Origin of the sequence: Phytoplasma sp., assembly GCF_035187685.1 — a bacterium.
Lineage (GTDB): Bacteria > Bacillota_I > Bacilli_A > Acholeplasmatales > Acholeplasmataceae > Phytoplasma.
The window spans coordinates 129,415-150,058 of the sequence record NZ_CP131022.1 but is presented as its reverse complement, the minus strand read 5'-3'; the positions used below and the strand labels follow the sequence as shown (position 1 = coordinate 150,058).

General features: G+C 21.2%; 15 protein-coding genes. 7 read left to right on the top strand and 8 right to left on the bottom strand.

Annotation, left to right across the window (positions count from 1 at the left end):
• Positions 1–165: 165 nt before the first annotated feature.
• Both Q2306_RS00640 and Q2306_RS00635 read right to left on the bottom strand, forming a co-directional pair.
• Entirely contained in the window at positions 166–474 is a 309-nt protein-coding gene (locus tag Q2306_RS00640) for an SVM family protein (protein WP_323847821.1), read from the bottom strand.
• Between the two features lie 108 nt (positions 475–582).
• On the bottom strand, positions 583–1,467 hold the full coding sequence (locus Q2306_RS00635; protein WP_323847820.1) for an SVM family protein: 885 nt from the start codon (positions 1,465–1,467) through the stop codon (positions 583–585).
• Positions 1,468–3,645: 2,178 nt separating this feature from the next.
• On the opposite strand from Q2306_RS00635, the gene ftsH reads away from it, so the two are divergent.
• From ftsH to Q2306_RS00600, 7 genes are all read left to right on the top strand, one after another.
• The gene (gene ftsH, locus Q2306_RS00630) at positions 3,646–5,421 is read left to right on the top strand and encodes an ATP-dependent zinc metalloprotease FtsH (RefSeq protein WP_323847819.1); all 1,776 of its coding nucleotides are present in this window, start codon (positions 3,646–3,648) and stop codon (positions 5,419–5,421) included.
• A 196-nt stretch (positions 5,422–5,617) separates the two neighbouring features.
• Positions 5,618–6,733 carry a redox-regulated ATPase YchF gene (gene ychF / locus Q2306_RS00625; protein ID WP_323847818.1) on the top strand — a complete coding sequence of 372 codons (1,116 nt, stop codon included), beginning with the start codon at positions 5,618–5,620 and terminating at the stop codon, positions 6,731–6,733.
• A gap of 44 nt (positions 6,734–6,777) precedes the next feature.
• Positions 6,778–9,534, top strand: a complete 2,757-nt coding sequence (gene ileS / locus Q2306_RS00620) for an isoleucine--tRNA ligase (RefSeq protein ID WP_323847817.1) — start codon at positions 6,778–6,780, stop codon at positions 9,532–9,534.
• A 96-nt stretch (positions 9,535–9,630) separates the two neighbouring features.
• Positions 9,631–10,374 (top strand): YitT family protein, encoded by a 744-nt coding sequence (locus Q2306_RS00615; protein ID WP_323847816.1) that lies wholly within the window; start codon positions 9,631–9,633, stop codon positions 10,372–10,374.
• A 19-nt stretch (positions 10,375–10,393) separates the two neighbouring features.
• Positions 10,394–11,323 (top strand): tyrosine recombinase, encoded by a 930-nt coding sequence (locus Q2306_RS00610; protein WP_323847815.1) that lies wholly within the window; start codon positions 10,394–10,396, stop codon positions 11,321–11,323.
• A gap of 44 nt (positions 11,324–11,367) precedes the next feature.
• Positions 11,368–12,348: a DNA polymerase III subunit delta gene (locus Q2306_RS00605; RefSeq protein WP_323847814.1), complete on the top strand. Its 981-nt coding sequence runs from the start codon at positions 11,368–11,370 to the stop codon at positions 12,346–12,348.
• Between the two features lie 845 nt (positions 12,349–13,193).
• The gene (locus Q2306_RS00600; protein ID WP_323847813.1) at positions 13,194–13,373 is read left to right on the top strand and encodes a hypothetical protein; all 180 of its coding nucleotides are present in this window, start codon (positions 13,194–13,196) and stop codon (positions 13,371–13,373) included.
• 61 nt (positions 13,374–13,434) lie between these two features.
• Here the strand turns inward: Q2306_RS00600 and Q2306_RS00595 are convergent, their stop codons facing one another.
• The 6 genes from Q2306_RS00595 to Q2306_RS00570 all read right to left on the bottom strand — a co-directional run bounded on the left by Q2306_RS00595 (position 13,435) and on the right by Q2306_RS00570 (position 19,930).
• Entirely contained in the window at positions 13,435–15,027 is a 1,593-nt protein-coding gene (locus Q2306_RS00595; RefSeq protein ID WP_323847812.1) for an ABC transporter substrate-binding protein, read from the bottom strand.
• A gap of 76 nt (positions 15,028–15,103) precedes the next feature.
• Complete coding sequence (locus tag Q2306_RS00590) at positions 15,104–15,967, bottom strand: ABC transporter permease (protein WP_323847811.1); 864 nt, start codon at positions 15,965–15,967, stop codon at positions 15,104–15,106.
• Between the two features lie 37 nt (positions 15,968–16,004).
• Entirely contained in the window at positions 16,005–16,925 is a 921-nt protein-coding gene (locus Q2306_RS00585) for an ABC transporter permease (protein WP_323847810.1), read from the bottom strand.
• Positions 16,926–17,024: 99 nt separating this feature from the next.
• Positions 17,025–17,822 (bottom strand): ABC transporter ATP-binding protein, encoded by a 798-nt coding sequence (locus Q2306_RS00580; protein ID WP_323847809.1) that lies wholly within the window; start codon positions 17,820–17,822, stop codon positions 17,025–17,027.
• Positions 17,823–17,843: 21 nt separating this feature from the next.
• Complete coding sequence (locus Q2306_RS00575; protein WP_323847941.1) at positions 17,844–18,740, bottom strand: ABC transporter ATP-binding protein; 897 nt, start codon at positions 18,738–18,740, stop codon at positions 17,844–17,846.
• 440 nt (positions 18,741–19,180) lie between these two features.
• Complete coding sequence (locus Q2306_RS00570; protein WP_323847808.1) at positions 19,181–19,930, bottom strand: alpha/beta fold hydrolase; 750 nt, start codon at positions 19,928–19,930, stop codon at positions 19,181–19,183.
• Between the last annotated feature and the right edge of the window lie 714 nt (positions 19,931–20,644).

Sequence of the window (20,644 nt, the reverse complement as noted above, 5' to 3'; positions counted from 1 at the left end):
ATTATTTTTTATATTATTAAAAAAAATAATTAATAAACAATTTCGATTTCTAAAAATTATTTTTAGAAAAAATTGTGACTTTCTATCGGTTCAGTTTTTAAGAACGTTCCATTTATAAAAAAAGACCTTTTAAAAAGTCTAAATATGATAATATATTTAATTTATTTATTTTTTTGCTTTTTTATTATTTTTGGAATTTATATATTCATCTACAGTTTTTTGTTTTCTTTTGTCGTCCTTAGATAATAGTTTTGTTATTTTATTTAAATTAATTTGCATTCCTTTTTTATTAAAATATTCAGTGCTTTGGATTAATTTGTCTACAGCTTCTTCTGCAATATCAAGATCAATTTTTAGTTTATTTTGAATGTTTTGCATCGCAATTAGTTGATTATTATTAAAAATAAATAATAATCCTATAAAAATAATGAAATAAAAATAAATTATTTTAAATTGTTTTTTAAATTTAAACATTAATTAAAACTCCTTTGTTTTTTATTCCCTTCAACCAAGGGGTGTTGATTTCGTAAGAAGTCTTGAAGGGGATAAAGTAGCTAATATTACAATTTTTTAATAATTAAATTAAAATATTTTTTTATATAATGAATTAAAAATACCCACACAAGTAGTCGTTTTTTGATTTAATTCTTGTGTCAATTGGTTTATATTATTTTGTTGTTTTAAAGATTCTATTTTATTTTGTTCTAAAATATTTTCCAGTTTTAAATATTTTTCTTTTTCTTCTTTTAATTCTAAATAAGATGAATTTAATTTTTGTTTTAATTCTTTTTTTTGTAAATAGATGTTTTTATAAATTTCTTCTAATTCTTTTATAAAATTTTCTAAATTAAAAATATGATTTTTTGTATTAAGATAAAAACTTGTTTGTTCGTCTATCTCTTTTTCTAGTTTTATTTTATTTTCTTTAAACCAATTTAACTTAAGATTTAATTTTTCTATTTCTATTTCTTTAAATTTTATTTCTAATTGATAAAATATTTCTTTATTTATGCTATCTTTTAGATTTTTAGTTTTCATTTTTAAATCTAATTTTTTTTTTAACCAAAATATATATACGTTTTCGGCTCCATTGCCAATAGTTTTCAATTCTTCTAAAGAATAAATATAATCATTTTTATATCTTTCTCCTTTATCAAAAACAACAAATAATAAATTATGAGGAGGGTTTTTTATGCGCCAACAAAGATCATATTTACTATTATCACCATTATAACAAGGATAATCTAAAGTTAAATAACTAAAACTTTGATAAATATTTTTCCTTATAATATAAGGGAGAATATCTTCTTCTTTTTCAACAAAAATATTATTAATTTGCATATTTTGATTACATATATTTTCATGTTCCAATGCCATAACTTGATAAGTATTAAAAATAAATAATAATCCTATAAAAATAATAAAATAAAAATAAAATATTTTAAATTGGTTTTTTAATTTAACCATTAATTAAAACTCCTTTGTTTTTATTCCTCGGTCGAGGATATTTTTCATAAATGGAGTTAAGTTAAAATAAGAAGCTATCTTTGTATTATTTTTGGAATCTTTATATCATTCTTATAAAAGTTTTTATAGTATTCGGCATATTTTAAAGTATTATTAGATAGATATTCTATTTAAATTTCATCTTTTTGTGGATCAAAAAGATTTATTTTGAAGATTAAGTAATCAAATTTTTGTTTTTCTTTGATAATTTGGTTTTTTTCATTTAAGAAACCTAAATACAATTTTCAACTATTTTTAATTTTATCAATTTCACTTGTTTCTACATTTGGCAACATCATTTAATAATAAACTTTTATCATTATTTTTTAAAATTCTTCGTGAGTTATTTGTTTTTATAGATATTCTCTATTTCTCTTATATAGTTCTTGAAAGTTAATTTGATTCTTCTTTTATTTTCTAATGATTGTTGATAATTAGATAATGAATTATTTTTATTTTGTTGTTTTTTTACTCGAAATAACCCCCCATTGTAATATAAATCACAACAAAACCTAAAAAAATAATAACTTCTTTCATAATTTTTAAAAAATTCATTCTTTTAATATCCTTTCCTTGATCCGATAATATGTAATAAATTATATTATCTTTTAAAGAATGTACTACTACTATTGTACAATTTTATTATGTTGATGTTATAAGAAAAAGTTTTTTAAGCTAGAAGTTTTATTAATTTTCCGTTATTTTTTTTATTAATTCTTTTTTATTCATTTTTGGGTTCCTCTTTTCATTTTTTGATTTTTATTATTTTCATTTGTTTCGCTTGTATTACATAGTATTTACATATAAATTAAGTTCATTGCTATTTTTTCTTATAATTAGAATAACCAGATTTATAATTTTCATTAATATTGCATAAGAAATTTCAAAAATTAATTTTATAACGTTAAATGCATTTTGATTTAATTTTGTTTTTATTTTAATTTAAAAAAAATTCGTGATTAACTTATTTTAACCATAATTAATAAGGATTAGGTATGTTTTATAATGATAAACGTGTATTTTTATTCTTTTCAAAAAGTTGTTAGATTTATGAGTTTTTTGAGGAATTGAAGGTGAATGACTTTTTCTAATTAGTTCTCTTAATTTCCGATTTAATAATTAGGATAGCAATAGGCAACAAAATCATAAAATACATCTTCATAATTATTTAAGACTTTTATTAATCATAAATTCCTTCTAGATTATAAATCTTCTATTCGAAGAACAAAAAACACACTGATAATACTTAAAATATATTAACTAACTTATTTAGCTAGAGGTAAATGTGATTTTATTAATTCATTTCAAATTTTTAAATTCTCTTTGTTTTTTAAAAATTATTTAAATAATTCTTACCTTAACATTTATTACTATTCTAAAAATATTTTTTTAGAAAAAATTGAGATGTTCTATCGGTTCCGTTTTCAAAAACACTTTATTTATTTGAATTTTTATTTATTTATGTTATTATTAATATATAATAATAAAATATATCAATTATAAAGATTAATTTATGAATTATTTTTTTATCTATATAAAAACTCCTTTTAAATTAAGGGGTTTTTTGTTTATTCATAATTATAATTTTTTTAAACAGTTGAAGATTATCATATTTTTTTAAAATTAGAATTTTTTATTTTGTCATAAAATATTATTTCTTTTTATTACTTTCTATATTTATCTTCGATAACTTTATATTCTTTTTAAAAACTTAACCATTAAAACGGAATTTTAAATAATGTTTTTTTTGCATATCCAAAAAAATATCATATATAAAAAATTTAAGAGATGTAAAAAAATATGATTTCGAATACTTTATTCTTTAAAATGTCCAAAAAGAAAATCTTACTTTAAATGATGAAACAATTTACACGATTATAAACCTCATTAATTTAAATAAAACAAATTTAAATATTTAATAAATATAATTTAGTTTGTTAATTATTGTATTTTTGTTAATTTGTTCATATTATGCTTATTTTGGATTATATTTATACTATAATTAATAGTAGTGGTTAGTGAAAAATCGATTTCTAAATATTTCTTGTGCGTTTTTATTTTCTTATTATAAAATAATATATTTTCGATGAACGTTATAAAAACTATCTTGTTCAGAAAGGGTGTTTTTTTTAAAATAAAATGATCAAAAATATTTTTCATTTTATCAAAAAAAATAAAATAATTTTACTTATTATAATTTTTTCTCTATTTTTAAATTATATTTTTAAATGGGTTCCGCAAGGAAAAGAAATTTCATTAAAAGAAATGAAAAGTAAATTTAAAAATCGATTAATTCAAAAATTTGAATATACAGAACGTAGAGATATAACTAATTTAGTTTATTATTTAGTAGAAGCTCGAGATGTTAATAATATACTGTATAAAACAAAAATATTAGAACCCGAAGGATATCAAATAATTGACGAATTTAAAAAATATAATCCAAAAGGATACGAATATAAAAAAGAATTTTATTATTTTCTTTTGTTCATTAATCAATTCCCTATATTATCTTTTTTTATAAAAATAATTCGCCTTATTTATCCTATTTTTTTATGCTACAATATTTTCCTACTTATTTCTTTAAAATTAAATAATAACATGAAAAAAAAAACTTTGGTTTCTTCATCTCAAAAATCACAATTCACCTTCAAAGATATTGCTGGTAATGAAGAAGAAAAAGAAGAGATGAAAGAATTAATTGATTTTTTAAAAAATCCTCGTAAATATGAAAAAATAGGCGCTTCTATCCCAAAAGGAGTTTTATTAGAAGGACCTCCGGGAACAGGTAAAACTTTATTAGCCAAAGCGGTAGCTGGAGAAGCTGAAGTTCCTTTTTTTGCTGTTTCAGGTTCTGAATTTGTTGAAAAATATGTAGGTGTAGGAGCTTCCAGAGTGAGAGGATTGTTTAAAGAAGCTAAATATCACGTTCCCTGTGTCATTTTTATTGATGAGATAGACACTATCGGAGGTAAAAGAGGACTAGAGGTTGGTAGTTCAAAAGAAAGAGATTCTACTTTAAACCAACTTTTAACTGAAATGGATGGTTTCAATTCTTACAAAGGTGTTATCATTATCGGAGCTACTAATAGAGCTGATATGTTAGATGAAGCTTTATTAAGGCCAGGCAGATTTGATCGTAAATTTAATGTTGGTTTGCCTGATGTCACAGCTAGAGAAGCTATTTTAAAAGTCCATGCTCGAAATAAAAAAATATCTCATGATATTGATTTTAATCAATTAGCGAAACAAACTCCTGGCATGAGTGGAGCTGAATTAGCTTCTATTTTAAATGAAGCTTCTATCTTAACTATTCGTAATAAAAAAGATGTAATTACTCAGGAAGAATTATATGAAGCCGTGGATAGAGTATTAATGGGGCCATCTAAAAAATCAAAAAAATATAACGAAAAAGAAAAGAAAATGATAGCTTATCACGAAGCAGGACACGCCGTTATTAGTTTAAAATTAAAATACGCCCCTAAAGTACAAAAAGTAACTATTATCCCCAGAAACAACGTTGGTAGTTATAATTTAATGTTTCCTGAAAAAGAAATTTTCTTTTCTTCTAAAAACAAAACGATCGCTAATATTATTTATTTATTAGGTGGAAGAATAGCTGAAGAATTAATTTTTAATGATATCTCTAATGGTGCTTATGAAGATTTTAAAGCCGCCAATCAAATCGCTACCAAAATGGTTATCAAATACGAAACAAAATCTTTGAATATTTTAACTAATACATATTCACCTAAACAACAATTTAATATAATAGAAATTCAAAAAATAATAGATGAATGTATTACAGAAGCAAGAATTATTATTAAAGAAAATAAAATTTTATTAGATAAAATAACTAATTTATTATTAGAAAAAGAAACTCTCCGTAAAGAAGAGATTCAAAATTTAGTTTAAATTTAAAAATATATAAAATTGCAACAAAATATCTTGATAAAATGAAATCGTTTTATAAAAATAATGAAAAAAATTTTTTTACAGTTAAAATAATTATATATAATGTTATTTTTAAAATTTGTTTGAAAAATTATAAAAAAATATAAAAATTAATAATTTTAATTTTTATATTTGAAAGGTTTAAGAAAATAAAATTGTGAAAGTCGGAATTATAGGCCTACCTAATGTTGGAAAATCAACATTATTTAATACAATAACAAACATGGAAGCATTAGAAGCTAATTATCCTTTTGCAACTATACAACCTAACGTGGGTATTGTAGATGTCCAAGATGAACGTCTTAATTTTTTAGCTAATTCGTTTCGATCTCAAAAAATTATAAAAACTCAAATTCAATTTATAGACATAGCAGGTTTAGTTAAAAACGCTTCAAAAGGTGAAGGTTTAGGCAATCAATTTTTAAATCATATTAGAGATGTTGATGCAATTTGTCACGTAGTCAAATGTTTTGAAAACTCAAATATTATTCATGTTAATGATAAAGTAAATCCAGTTGAAGAAAGTATTATTGTTGAAACAGAATTAATTCTTTCAGATTTAGAACAAATTGAAAAACGTTTATCTAAAATAATGAAACAAAAAAAAACTTCTTCGGAGAAAGAAATATTAGAAGAAGAATTATTAAAAAAAATAAAATTTCATTTAGAAAAAGAAAATAATATTAGCCAAATATCTTTAACTAATCAGGAATCAAAAATAATAAAAAATTTTAATTTATTATCTTTAAAGCCTATGATTTATATTGGTAATTTCGAAGAAAAAGATTTACATCATTTAAAACACAATTCTTTTTTTAAACAAATGTCTGAACACGCTATAGTAAAAAAAAGAGAATTTATTCCTATTTGTGTTTTATTAGAAAAAGAATTATCTATTTTAAATAAAGAAGAACAAAAAAATTTTTTATCAATGTATAATTTAAAACATAACGCCTTACAAGAAATTATCCAAAAAAGTTATAAACTTTTGGGATTACAAACTTATTTTACAGCAGGAGAAAAAGAAATAAAAGCATGGTCTTTTAATAAAGGTATGACTGCACCTGAGTGTGGAGGAATAATTCATAGTGATTTTAAAAGAGGTTTTATTAAGGCAGAAATTTGCAATTTTGCAGATTTAACTAATTTTCAAAATTTTCAAAAAGTTAAAGAAAAAGGCAAATTACGTTTAGAAGGAAAAAATTATATAGTTAAAGACGGAGATATCATTACTTTTTATTTTAACGTTTCTAAACAAAAAAACAACAAATAAAATGTTTATAATTATTTTTTAATTTATTTTAGGAGAACAATATTATGGAAAATAAAAATTATAAAAATACTTTGTCAATGCCTTATACCAATTTCCCTATGAAAGGAAATTTAAGTCAAAAAGAAATCGAAATAGAAAAAAAATGGGAAGAAATTAAATTATATAAAAAAAATTTAATACAGAATCAAAATAACTCTTGTTTTTTTATTCATGACGGTCCTCCTTATGCTAATGGAGAAATTCATATAGGACACGCTCTAAATAAAATTTTAAAAGACTTTATAATACGTTTTAAAACAATGCAAGGTTTTTATACTCCTTATATTCCTGGTTGGGATTGCCATGGTCTTCCTATTGAAACAGTTATATTAAAAAAATATTCTAAAGATAAATTAAATTCGAAAAAATTTTTTTTAAATAAATGTAAAGAAATAGCTTTAACTTTTGTAGAAAAACAAAAAAAAAATTTCAAAAGGTTAGGTATTTTAGGGCAATGGGATAAGCCTTATTTAACCTTGAATAACTCTTTTGTAGCCGATCAAATACGTATTTTTAGTGAAATGATTAACAATAAATTAATTTTTAAAAAATTAAAACCTATTTATTGGTCTCCTTTTTTACAATCTACTTTAGCTGAATCAGAAATAGAATATCACAATCACCAATCTTTTTCTATTTTTGTTCTTTTTCCTATTTTTAACCTAAATTTAAAAGAAATTATTTTCCAAGATGCTTCTTTAATAGTTTGGACAACAACACCTTGGACTTTGCCAGCTAATGTAGCTATTTGTATTCATCCGAATAAAGATTATCAATTGATAAAGTTGGATAATAAAAAATATATTATAGGTGCTTCCGTTTTAAATAAATTAAAAAACAAATTTAAATGGAAAAATATAAAAATTATAAAAACTTTTAAGGGTGATTTCTTAAATGATTTAACTTATGAAAACAAACTTTTTAACAAAAAGGGGAAAATTGTTTTAGATACTTTTATTTCAGATAAAGAAGGTACTGGTATAGTTCATATAGCTCCTGGACACGGTCATGATGATTTTGTATTAAGTGAAAAATATAATTTAGATATTTTGTTAAGCGTTGATAAAAAAGGTTTGATGTCTGAAATTGCTGATAAATACCAAGGAATGTTTTATGAAAAAGCAAATTATATTATTGTCGATGATTTAAAAAAACAAAATTTATTAATTGATTCAGAAATATTAAATCATTCCTATCCCCACGATGAGAGAACAAAAAAACCAGTTATTTTTTTTGCTATTCCGCAATGGTTTTTGAATATTGAAAAAATAAAAAACAAATTATTATCAGAAATTAAAAAAATTAAATGGGTTCCGAAGTGGGGACAAATAAAAATGTTTAATATGATCAAAGATAGAAAAGATTGGGTTATCAGTCGTCAAAGAACTTGGGGGGTCCCAATTCCTATTTTTTATACAGAAGATGGACAACCTATTTTAGATAAATATATAACAGAACATGTAGCCAATTTAATAGAAAAACATGGAAAAGAGATTTGGTTCGAATGGGAAGCTTCAAAATTATTACCTACAAATTATATAAATCCAAAAAGCCCTAACAATATTTTTAAAAAAGAAACAGATATTATAGATGTTTGGTTTGATTCTGGAACTTCTTACAGTGTTTTAAAAAAATTATATAAAGATTTTAATAGTGCTGATATTTATTTAGAAGGAGCAGATCAATATCGAGGTTGGTTTAATTCTTCTTTGGTAACTTCTGTAGCTGCGTTTCAAACAACACCTTATAAAACAATTATTACTCATGGTTTTGTTTTAGACGGAAAAGGCCAAAAAATGAGTAAATCATTGAATAATGTGGTAGATCCTTTAAAAATTATACAACAAAAAGGCGCTGATATTTTAAGATTATGGGTGGCTAACATCAATTATAATATCGATGTAAGATTAGATAATAATATCTTATCTCAAATAGAAGAAAAGTATAAAAAAATAAGAAATACTTTTCGTTTTATGTTAGGTAATTTAAATAATTTCGAACCTTATAAAGAATATTACATTCCATTAGAACAAAGACCATTATTTCATCAATTATTTTTTTTAGAATTCCAAAATATTTTTCTAAAAATATTAGAATTTTATGAAAATTATAATTTTGACAAAATTATGAGCTTATTATATCCTTTTATAGCCAACAAAATAAGTGCTTTTTATTTAGACTTTGGAAAAGATATTTTATACATTGAAAAAGAAAATAATTGGGAAAGAAATGTTATTCAATCTAATATATACGACATTTTAATATCTTTATTAAAAATTTTAACTCCTATTATCCCGCATACAACTTCAGAAGCGTATCAACATTTATCTTTTAATAAAAAAGAAGATATTTATTTAGAGTCAATACCTAAAAAAAAAGAAATTCAAGAATTCCTTTCTGACCATTATACAAAAATTAATTTTCATCAAAAACAAAATCATTATAAATTATTTTTTAGTTTTAGAGAACAAATTTTAAAAAAATTGGAAGAAGAAAGAACGAATAAAATTATAAACAAATCTTTACAAGCTAAATTAATTTTAAAATTACCCAAAGAATATATTGAAATGTTAGATAATTTAGAAATTAAAAACAAATTAAATCAATTTTTGATAGTTTCGCAATCGGAAATAATAGAATCAAATTCGTTAAATATTCATGTTACAACAGCTTCAGGCACTGAATGTCCTAGATGTTGGAATGTTACAGAAAACACAAATTTAAATAATTTATGTATTCGTTGTTCAAAATATTTTAAATAAAGAAAAAATAATAAACTAAGGATAATAAAAATAAATCACATGCAGAACAAAAACCTAAATATTTCAAACGATAATATTTCAAAGGTTTATAAAAACGTGAATGATAAATTTTTCACCAAAAAAAACATTAAAACAATTTTTATATCTTTATTTTTAGTTTTAATATATATTTTGGTTGATGTGATTTTTATGAGCGGCGATTACCAAACTACAGTATACACAACAGGAATTCATGGCATCGGCGATGCTATTGCTAAAATTTTAATAAAAATTAAACCTGATTCATTCCCAAACACTACTTTTAATGGTTTATTTGCTTCTATTTTTGTAGGTTGTGTTAATTTATTTTTATTTATTTTTATTTCTTTTCCTAAATTAGATTTTAAATTTAGCATGAATTCTTTAATTAATACTATAGCTTTTGTTATTTTATTATTTATATTTACTTTTTTAATAAATAAACCTGATGGACAATTACATTTTTTAAGTCATGGTTTTGGATTAATAAAAAAAGATAGTGGTTTTGGATTATCTTTATTAAGAGTTATTATCGTATCTTGTTCCACAGGTTTTATTATTAGTTTTTGTATTAAAACAGGTAGTTCTACTGGCGGAATAGATATTATAGCTAAATATTTATCAATTTATAAAAAGAAAAATATATCTTTTTGTATTAATATTTTGAATTATATTATAGCTATATTTTCGGTTTCTTTTTTATACTTTTATCAAAGGGAAATACATTTTATATCTTTATTATTAACTTTTATTAAATTATTAATAACTTCTTTTATTATATATTTTATGTTAAACAAATTTAATTCCCAACCTGATAATTAAAAATGATAATTTTCAAAATATGAAAGAAAGTTTCGATTTAAAAATGCAAAGCGTTTTAATAGATTTCAAATTTTATATTGAACATGAATTATTATTATCTTCGAATACTATTGAAGCTTATTTAAACGACATAAAACAATATTTAAATTTTATAACTAAGGATTTAAAAATAAAAAAACTCAATAAAATAACACAAAAAGATATTTCTTTATTTTTAGAACATATAACTCATTTATATAATATAAGTAGCAGAAGTTTAGCTAGAAAAATTATTGTTATCAAAAAATTTCATTATTTTTTATTTTTAGAAAAAAAAGTGAAATATAATGTAGCTCTTATAATTAAAATACCAAAGATAGAACTCAAATTACCTTTAGTTCTATCTTTACAAGAAGTTTTTTTCTTTTTAAAATGTGTAATCGATAAGAAAAATGCTTTATGCTCTTTAAGAAATAAAGCATTTTTTGAATTGATGTACGGTTCAGGTTTAAGAATATCAGAAATTTTAAATTTAACCTTAAATGATTTACATTTACAAGAATTTTATATTATTATAAAAGGAAAGGGTTCTAAAGAAAGAATTACCCCTGTTACTAAATATTCTTCGCAAATATTAAAAAAATATTTAAAACAAGGACGCCCTATACTTTTAAAAAAGAAAACAATTTCCTTTGTTTTCTTAAATCAAAACGGAGAACGTTTAACACGACAAGGTTGTTACAAAATTTTTAAAAAAATAGCTAAAAAAGCTAATTTAAGAGATGAATATTCGCCACATACACTTAGACATTCTTTTGCTACTCATTTATTAGAAAATGGCATGGATTTAAGGACTTTACAAAATATTTTAGGACACGAAGATATTGCAACTACTCAAATTTATACTCATATTAATCCAAAATATTTAAAAAAAGCATATTTCAAATACCATCCTAGAGCTTTAAAATAAAATTATCAAAATAAATCATTTTATAACTAAGGAAGTCTTTGTTTATGAAAAATAATTCTTTGAATTTAATAATTTATGAAGAAAAACATTCTTTAGAAGAAGAACAAAATAATTTAAAGAATTTATGTCAAACACAAAATTATCATTTTTTATTTTATTCTATTCAAGAAGATAATTATATGGAGATGGCTAAAGATATAGCTAAAGAATTATTTACTAGTTCTTTTTTTTATAATAAAAAAGTCTTGTTTATTGAAAATATTTCTTTTTTATTTATTAAAAAAAATATAAATTTAAAATTTTTGTTAGATTTTTTTAACAAACCAGATGAAAATATTATTATTTATTTAAACGAAACAAAAGAAAATAATTTTCCATCAGATATACAAAAAAAAATAAATACTAAATTTAACATTAAAAGAAAATATAAATTAACTGACCAAAATTTATACAATTATATTCAAAAAATTTTTAAACAAGAAGGTTTTACAATATTTCCGAACATTATTTACTTTTTAAATAAAAAAACCAAAAAAAATTTATCTTTATTAAAAGAAGAAATTAAAAAAATTAAATTATATTATTTATCTTCTGCAGATAAAAAAATTAATGATATCAAAATTATAAAACAATTGATCTTTTTAAAAGATGAAAGTGTATTTTTATTTATTAAATCCGTTATAAATAATTCAAATGCTAAAGAAGCTTTTTTATTATTTGAAGATTTAATAAATAAAAAAAAAGATCCTAATTATGTTATCTATCAAATTTTAAACAAATTACAAGATATGATTTTATTAAAACATTTATTGAATGAAAACAAAACAGAAAACGAAATTAGCACTATTTTACAATATTATCCAGAAAAAACTTTTTTTCTAATAAAAGAAATGAAATTATTATCTATTGAAAAAATAAAAAATTTGATTTTAAAATTTATTCATTTATATTATCAGATAAAAAAAGGAAATGTAGATGGAGTACAAGGTTTGAAATATCTTTTAATAAATATCAATTTCAATTAAATGAATGTGTGTCAAACGTGTAATTTTCTATTTTTTACAACTTTTGTCTTTAAAATTGTCATTAAAGAATTAAAATTAAGCCTATAATTTAATATCTTTTAAAACTATAGGAAATATAAAAAAATTTAGAAGTTTTTTATATTGAGATTTTTAAACATTCTATTTAACATAAATGTTATAAGACCTCAATTTGTTCTAAAAATAAATTTTTTTATAATTTGATTATTTTATCTAAAAAAATGCCTTTTGTTAAAGTTTGATATTCAAAAAATCTAATTTTAAAACAATATTTCTAAATTAATTATTTAAAATTTTGAGAATATTGAAAAGGCAAAAGATAGTTTAATTTAGCTAATAACCATTTTTGATTCCATAAAGAAGGAAATTAGTTAACAATTTTTTTGATTTTTTATGGGGAGTTTTGAAATAAAAAAGTATTACGATTAAATAAAATACTTTTCATTTGATCGAAAAGGTTTTATGATAACAAATTTATCGTATGAATTTGATTTTTGTGACAAACATAATAACAAAAAAAAGGGGATTTAATTAATTTTTTTTAATTCGAATCAATTAATAAATATAAAACTTGATAGAAATAAAAATAGACAAGGAGGTTTTAATTTAGGTATTTTTTTGAAATGGTATTTAAAATTAAATTTTTATTTTGTTTATCTATGAAATATAAAAAGCAATAATTTGATTATTTAAAAACATCAATAATAAAAGAAAAATATAAAAAACTCTCATCATTTTTAAAATAAGTAATATCAGTAAATAATTTTTCTAAAAGTTTAGTTGTTTTAAAATTTTAAGCTTTAGGAAAATTAGATTTAATTTTAAAATTGGCTTCTTTAGTTCTTAATAATAATGGTTATTTTATAGTTATGAAAGGTCCTAATTACAAAACAGAATTACAAAATATAAAAAAAAATTATCCATTTAAATTAAAAAATAAGTTTTTTGTTGAATTACCTGAAAATTTAGGTAAAAGAGTTAATTTATTATTTCAAAAAAATGTTTAATATTTGTTAATAAAAAAATCCAATATCATTTATCAATGATATTGGATTTTTTTCAATAATATTATTTAATTTGTTTTTTTGGTATTGATTTTAAATTATAAAAATAGCCGAAAATATCACATTTAACAAATTTTGGATCTAATTTTACGGAATAACCAATATAATTATACTTGTTTTCTGTTAGCGGTAATAAATAATTTTGTTTATTTAAATATCGTTCTATATCTAATATAATTTCATTGTATTTTGTTTCATTTGTTTCTATTTCAGCTTGTTTTATTTTTTGTTCCAAATATAATTCATCTTCTTCATTCACACCACAAAAGTTACTTTTGTTATTATTGGTTAAAAAATAATCACTATAAGTTGGATGTGGATATTTGTAATCAAAAGATTCACCGAAAATACTCATGTTATATTTTTTATTAATAGTATTTGCTACTAAATTATTAAAGTTTGGTGTATCTAATTCAACTTCAAAGCCAATATTAGTTAATTTGTCTATTATTTTATATATCAGTGGTGTTGTTACACCAACACCTAATTTTAATTTTTTTTCTTCTGGTTTTAATTGTTTAACTAGTTTTTGAGCTTCTGTTTCGCTTAATTTATTTTTATGATAATTTATATCTAATGTTATTATGTTACTGTTAACAAAATGTTTTGCAAATGAAACTATTGATGTTAAATTTAACTCTTCAATCATTTGTTGTATATTTAACGATCTTGAAATAATATCACGTACTAATGGAATAGTTATTATTTTGTTAAAGTAAATATAATTGCTACTAGCTGTTTTGTTTTCTAATATTTTAAAATTTTTAAATTCGCTTTTATCAATTTTTTCTTTTAAATTTATAATTTGGTTTGAATTAAGTCCAGTGCAAATGTCAATTTTTCCTGTTTCTAACTCTTGTATAGCAGTATTATTGTCGGATATTATTTTAAAAATAATTTTTTTATTCGTATTAGCTATAGACTGTTTATCGTAATATTCTTCAAAAAGTTCTAATTCTACTTTATCATTTATTTTATGATTTTTAAATTTAAAAGGGCCAGTACCTATTTTAAGACCTTTTGCTTCATTTTTTTGAACTTCTTTTTTATTAATTATTTTAATATATTTAGTAAAAAATAATTCCCAATCAGAATAATCTTTGTCTAAATAAATTTTAAATCTTTTATCATTTATTTTTTCGACTTGTGATATTTTTTTATAATTTTTATCACCTTGTATTTTCCCTCTATTGATTGAATATACTACATCATCAGTTTGTATAGGATCATTATTATGAAAATAAATTTCATTTTTTAATTCACATATTATTATTTTTCCGTTTTTTTGAGGAATTTGTTTTAATAATCCTGATCCTGATATTATTGTTTTACCATCTTCTTGTGTGTTTAAAAAACATTCATGTATGAAATCCATTATATGTGCTTTATAAACTGTTCTACTGCCACCAGCAGTTTCCCAATCTTTTATATCAACGGGAATCCTTATTATTATTTTATCTTTAATAGATTCGTTCATTATATTTAGATATATAATCCAAAACCCTACTAAGCAACTTAAAATAATAGCAGTTATAATAAACATTTTACCTTTATGATCTATTAAAAAATCTTTCATTTTCTTTTTATTAACAATCATTTATTATATCCTTTTTATATTTATTAAAAATTAAATTTTAAAAAAATTGAAATATTTTTTTAATTAATCTAACAACTTAATTATATTTATTATTATCCAAATAATGGATTAAACTTTTACCTATTAAATCAAAAGAAAAAACAGTTAAAAAGATAATAATAAAAGGGCCATAAAACAAATTAGGATTATCCATGATATATTCTTTGGAAGCAAATAAAATATTACCCCACTCAGCTTTATCTCTGTTCAAACCTAAACCAATAAAACTTAATCCCGAAATGGCTAGAATAACACTCGACATATTTAAAATCATTTTAGTTATTAAATTAGCGCAAATATTTGGCAAAATATGTTTTTTAATAATTCTAATTTCGCTCGAACCTAAAGCTTTAGATGCTTTAACAAAATCTTTTTGTTTAATGGTTAAAGTATTTGCTCTTATTACACGAATATAAGAAGGTATATAAGAAATAACTAGTACAATAATAAGTGTAAATATTTTATTATTAAAATTTTCTAAAAATAACATAATAAAAATAGCCAAGATAATATCTGGGATAATAGTTAAAAAATCACATACAAAAATAATTATATTATCCAAAAAACCTTGAAAATAACCAGCTATAATTCCTAAAAAAGCACCTATTAAACTACTAATCATTACTATTATAAAGCTAATACTTAATGAAATTTTCGCTCCTTCTAAAACACGAGCGAATAAATCATATCCAGTTCCGTCAGTTCCCATCCAATGTTTAAAGCTAATTTTTTGCAATCTAGTACTTGATGAAGAATCATAAGGATTAGGAAATAAACCAGAACGAAATAAAATTAAAAACATTAAAATAATTAAAAATAAAAAACCAAATAAAAAATTTTTATCTTTTAATATTTTTAATTTGGTTTTAAAAGAACAAATTAAATATTTAAACTTTTTCATTAAATTTTTTATCTTTCTATAATAATTAAAATATATTTTATTTCTTTTTATTTATTGTAGGATTTAACCAAAAATATATTAAATCTAATAATAAATTAAAAATAGAAATGAAAATACCTAATAAAATAATAGAACATTGAAGGACTGGAAAATCTCTATTTTCAAAAGCTAATATTGTTGAACTTCCTATACCTTGTAAATTAAATATAGATTCTGTAATAGCAGCACCACTAATTAAACCATTAAAAATTAAACCAATTTGAGCTAAAATAGGAATTGAAGCATTTTTTAAAGCATGTTTAAAAATAACTGTTTTTGTCGATAATCCTTTAGCATAAGCTGTTGTGATATAAGGTTGTTTTAAAGATTCTTTCATATTATTAAAAGTTATTTTAAAAATAGAACCACTAGCTGCTAAAGCTAAAGTTAAAATAGGTAAATAAATAGTTCCAGATATTTCCGATATATTCCAGCAAAAACCTAAATAATATTGCAATGTAAAACCAATAATAAAAGTAGGGGTAGATAATAAAAACATAAATATAGAATTTAAGATAAAACTTTTTTTGGTATTTCGCCATAAAGATGATAAAGAACCAAAAAAAATACCTATTATAGAACCTAAAATACAACTTAAAAAAGCTATTAAAAAAGTTATTTTAAAATTAGGCCAAACAAGACTAAATGTTGTTTGATCTCTATATACATAAGAATTACCAAAACTAAATTTAAATATATTTATTAGATACGTTTTAAATTGTTCTGGTATACTTTTATCTAATCCTAATTTTTTTTCTTCAACTTCTCTTTGTTCTTTTGTCGGTCCTTTTTGCCCAAACATAGCTGAAACTGGATCGCCAGGTATTAATTTAACAGAAAAAAAACTTATTAATATTATGGTTATTAACATTAATAAAATATAAAAAAATTTTTTTAAAATATAATCTGTTGAAGACATAACATATAAATTCTTCTTTCTTATAAATATTTTTTATAAATATTAATAAAATAATATATGAATTATAATTTAATTTTTTACAAAATTTATTTTTAGTAATTATACAAAAAAATTTGTTTTTAAAAAATTATTTAATAAAGATTTTGTATAATTATGTTTAGGTTTTTTTAAAATTTCTTGAATAGGACCTTGTTCTATTATTTTTCCTTGATACATAACTATAACATTATCTACAATTTGAGATATAACTCCTAAATCATGAGTGATAAATAAAATAGATGTTTTTATTTCTTTTTTTAAATCATTAATCAAATTTAAAATTTCTTTTTGAATAACAACATCTAAAGCTGTAGTCGGTTCGTCAGCGATTAAAATTTTAGGTTCACATACTAAAGACATCGCTATCATTATTCTTTGACACATCCCACCTGATAATTGACTAGGATAAGCTTCCATTACCCTTCGAACATTATTTATTTTAACTTTATTTAAAATGTCAAAAATTTTTGCTTTGCTTTCGGCATGATTCATTTTTCTATGCAATTTTAAAACTTCCATGATTTGGTTTTTTATTTTAAAAACAGGATTAAGACTAGAAATAGCATTTTGAAAAATCATAGCTATTTCATTGCCGCGAATTTTTGTCATTTGTTTGTCATTATATTGGGAAATTTCTTTTTCATTAAAAATAATTTTACCTTGATATATTTTTTGATTTTGTGCAAATAATTTTAGAATTGACATGGCAGTTTGGCTTTTACCACTTCCTGATTCGCCAACAATACCTAAAGATTGCCCTTTTTTTAATTTAAAAGAAACTCCCTTCACAGCTTTTATTAACCCTTTTGGAGTTTCAAAATAAGTATGTAAATTTTGAACTTTTAACAAACTTTCCATTTAAAATCCTACTTTTTAAATTTATTTTTTTAAAGTACATCTAATAAAATGCTGAGGTTCAATTTCTAGCCAATTTAAATCTTTTTCATTTTTATGAAATAAAAATTTGAATTTAAGGGTTTCATAAACAATTTTATATTCTGTTTTTGTTTGGTTGTTTAATTTAGGAATAGCATTTAAAATTTGTTTAGTATAAGGATGACAAGGATTTTTTAAAATTTTGTCTTTAGGTCCTAATTCTACTATATTACCTAAATACATGACACATATTCTATCGCTTAAATAACCAGCAACACCTAAATCATGAGTAATGAACATTAAAGTTAATTGATTTTTTTGCTTTAAATCATTTAAAAGGTCAAGAATTTTAGATTGAGTTGAAACATCTAATGCAGAAACAATTTCGTCACAAACAATAAATTTAGGTTTTATAATTAATGTTCTAGCGATAGCTATCCTCTGTCTTTGACCTCCTGATAATTGTGTCGGATAACGATTATAAAGAGATTTATCGATTTGACATTTTGACATAATATCTAATATTTTTTCTTTGTAAAAATGATCTTTTGTGTTTTTAACCATTTTATGAATTAAAAGACCTTCACCGATAATATCAGATATTTTTAAAGAAGGGTTTAAAGAAGAAAAAGGATCTTGAAAAATAATTTGAAGTTCTTTTCTTAATAAACGTTGTTGTTTTTTATCTAATTTTGTTAAATCAATTTTATTTAATTTATTTTGATGATAAAATATATTTCCAGAAGTATGTTTTTCTAATTGCAAAATTAATTGTCCTAAAGTAGATTTTCCTGAACCTGATTCGCCTACTATAGATAAAGTTTCCCCTTTAAAAATAGATAAATTAATATTTTTGTTAGCTGCTAAAATTTGAGGTTTTTGAAAAATTTTTTTATTAATTAAAAATTTTTTGGATAAATTTTGAATGTCAATTAAAATCTGATTATTAATTTTTTTTACCTATTTCATTTATATTTCGTTTTTTTAAAAACAACTCATAAATTAAAATTCATAAATTAAAATTTAATTTTTATGAATAGTTAATTTATTTTTAATATTTTAATACTAAATTATTTTCATTATAACATAAAATGTTGTTTTTATAATTAAAATAATTTTTTTAGAACAAATTAGAGACTTCTCTATCAGTTCAGTTTTTAAGAAAACTTCATTAAAAAAAGACCTCATAAAAGTCTTCTTCATATGGATTTATATAATATTCAATTTATTTTTTTATTTTTATTATTTATTTAAATTTTTATAAAATTGTTTCTAACCATTCTATAATATCTTGATAAACTTGTTCATTTTCTAAATCATTAAATAAATTATGATACATATTAGGATATAATTTCAATTTTTTTATTAGATTCTTGAAGAATATCAAACAATTCTTGGCTATTTTCTGATAAAATAAATTTATCTTTTTCTCCGTGTAATAATAAAATAGATTTTGGATAAATATATGAATTATTGATTAAATTTTCTTGAAAATATCGAATACTTAAAACCATAGTATTTCTTATAAAATTCGGAGTTAAGAATTTTATACTTCTAAAATTCTTCATTTCTTGTGTCAAAGGTAATCTGGATAATCTTTCGTAATTCATTACTACTGGAATATTTGGCATATTTTTTATTGATTCTTCTTCTATAAATACATTTACAGAATCTATTATTTTTGTTGGAGAACCACTGTTAATTACGCCGTCTATATTTTTATATCTGTAAATATAACAATTATTTATTATACCGCCTAAACTATGTCCTAATAAAATATTTTTTAAATTATTTTTTTGTTTTAAAGAGTTAATTATTAAATACAAGTCATCTATTAAAATATTAAAATCATCAATATTTGCTATATCATTGTAATTATTTCTGCTTTGCCCATGACTTCTAACATCATAAAGCAAAACATTATAATTAGTATTATTTAAAATATTTGATAATCTTTCATATTCTTTTGAACTCTCAGCTATTCCATGAGTAACAACTATATTAGCTTTAGCATTCGGAACTTCTTTAAAATCTGTATGAATACCTATATTTTTGTCTAACAAAGGGTAAGCATAAATTTTTTGTTGCATAGTTACAAAAATTAAAAAAATAATATAAGTAAAAAATATTTATTTTTTTTAAAAATTGGTTTTTTTAATTTGATCATTAATAAAATCACCTTTATTTTTATTCTTCAGATGAAGCAATTTGGCAGAAGGAATTCAAATGTTCTAAGAAATTTCCGTAACTATTTTTGGAATTATCATAATCGCGCTTTAATGAATCTCTTCATTGAATAACATTTAATAAAATAACCTTATAAGTTTCTTTGTCATCTTCTAAAGTCGGCTGTTTCTCTTTTTGTTAATCCTTGTACGATCTTTTTATTTTTAGTTTCTTCAATTTTTTTGTTGAATTCATCGCATTTGTATTTAATTTGTTAATTGCCTTGTTTTTTTGATATTCTAATATATTTGTTTTTGGCTGTTTAAATTTCAATTTTTTTAAAAAGATTGTATAATGATAAAACTTCATTGTGGTTTTTAAACAAGATTTAATGAAATTAAATCTTTCTAGAGTTATTTTAATTTTAAGTTTTGGAGTTTTAATTTCGCGTTTTGGTTCTTGATGGTTGATTAAAAAGTTCTTCTTTTTATTTTCTAATGGTTGTTGATAATTAAATAATGTGTTACAATTGTTTTTTTATTTAAAATAAAAATAATTGTAATACAAACTCAAAAAAATCCCGAAACAACAATAGCTTCTTTATAATTTTTAAAAAAGTCCATTATTTCATTACCTTT

What these genes read in the sequence shown, in the direction of transcription:
- Q2306_RS00595 (WP_323847812.1), bottom strand. Translation starts at nt 15,027, where the DNA reads ATGATTGTTAATAAAAAGAAAATGAAAGATTTTTTAATAGATCATAAA.
- Q2306_RS00610 (WP_323847815.1), top strand. Translation starts at nt 10,394, where the DNA reads ATGAAAGAAAGTTTCGATTTAAAAATGCAAAGCGTTTTAATAGATTTC.
- Q2306_RS00635 (WP_323847820.1), bottom strand. Translation starts at nt 1,467, where the DNA reads ATGGTTAAATTAAAAAACCAATTTAAAATATTTTATTTTTATTTTATT.
- ileS (WP_323847817.1), top strand. Translation starts at nt 6,778, where the DNA reads ATGGAAAATAAAAATTATAAAAATACTTTGTCAATGCCTTATACCAAT.
- ftsH (WP_323847819.1), top strand. Translation starts at nt 3,646, where the DNA reads ATGATCAAAAATATTTTTCATTTTATCAAAAAAAATAAAATAATTTTA.
- Q2306_RS00570 (WP_323847808.1), bottom strand. Translation starts at nt 19,930, where the DNA reads ATGCAACAAAAAATTTATGCTTACCCTTTGTTAGACAAAAATATAGGT.
- Q2306_RS00580 (WP_323847809.1), bottom strand. Translation starts at nt 17,822, where the DNA reads ATGGAAAGTTTGTTAAAAGTTCAAAATTTACATACTTATTTTGAAACT.
- Q2306_RS00640 (WP_323847821.1), bottom strand. Translation starts at nt 474, where the DNA reads ATGTTTAAATTTAAAAAACAATTTAAAATAATTTATTTTTATTTCATT.
- Q2306_RS00590 (WP_323847811.1), bottom strand. Translation starts at nt 15,967, where the DNA reads ATGAAAAAGTTTAAATATTTAATTTGTTCTTTTAAAACCAAATTAAAA.
- Q2306_RS00585 (WP_323847810.1), bottom strand. Translation starts at nt 16,925, where the DNA reads ATGTCTTCAACAGATTATATTTTAAAAAAATTTTTTTATATTTTATTA.
- Q2306_RS00605 (WP_323847814.1), top strand. Translation starts at nt 11,368, where the DNA reads ATGAAAAATAATTCTTTGAATTTAATAATTTATGAAGAAAAACATTCT.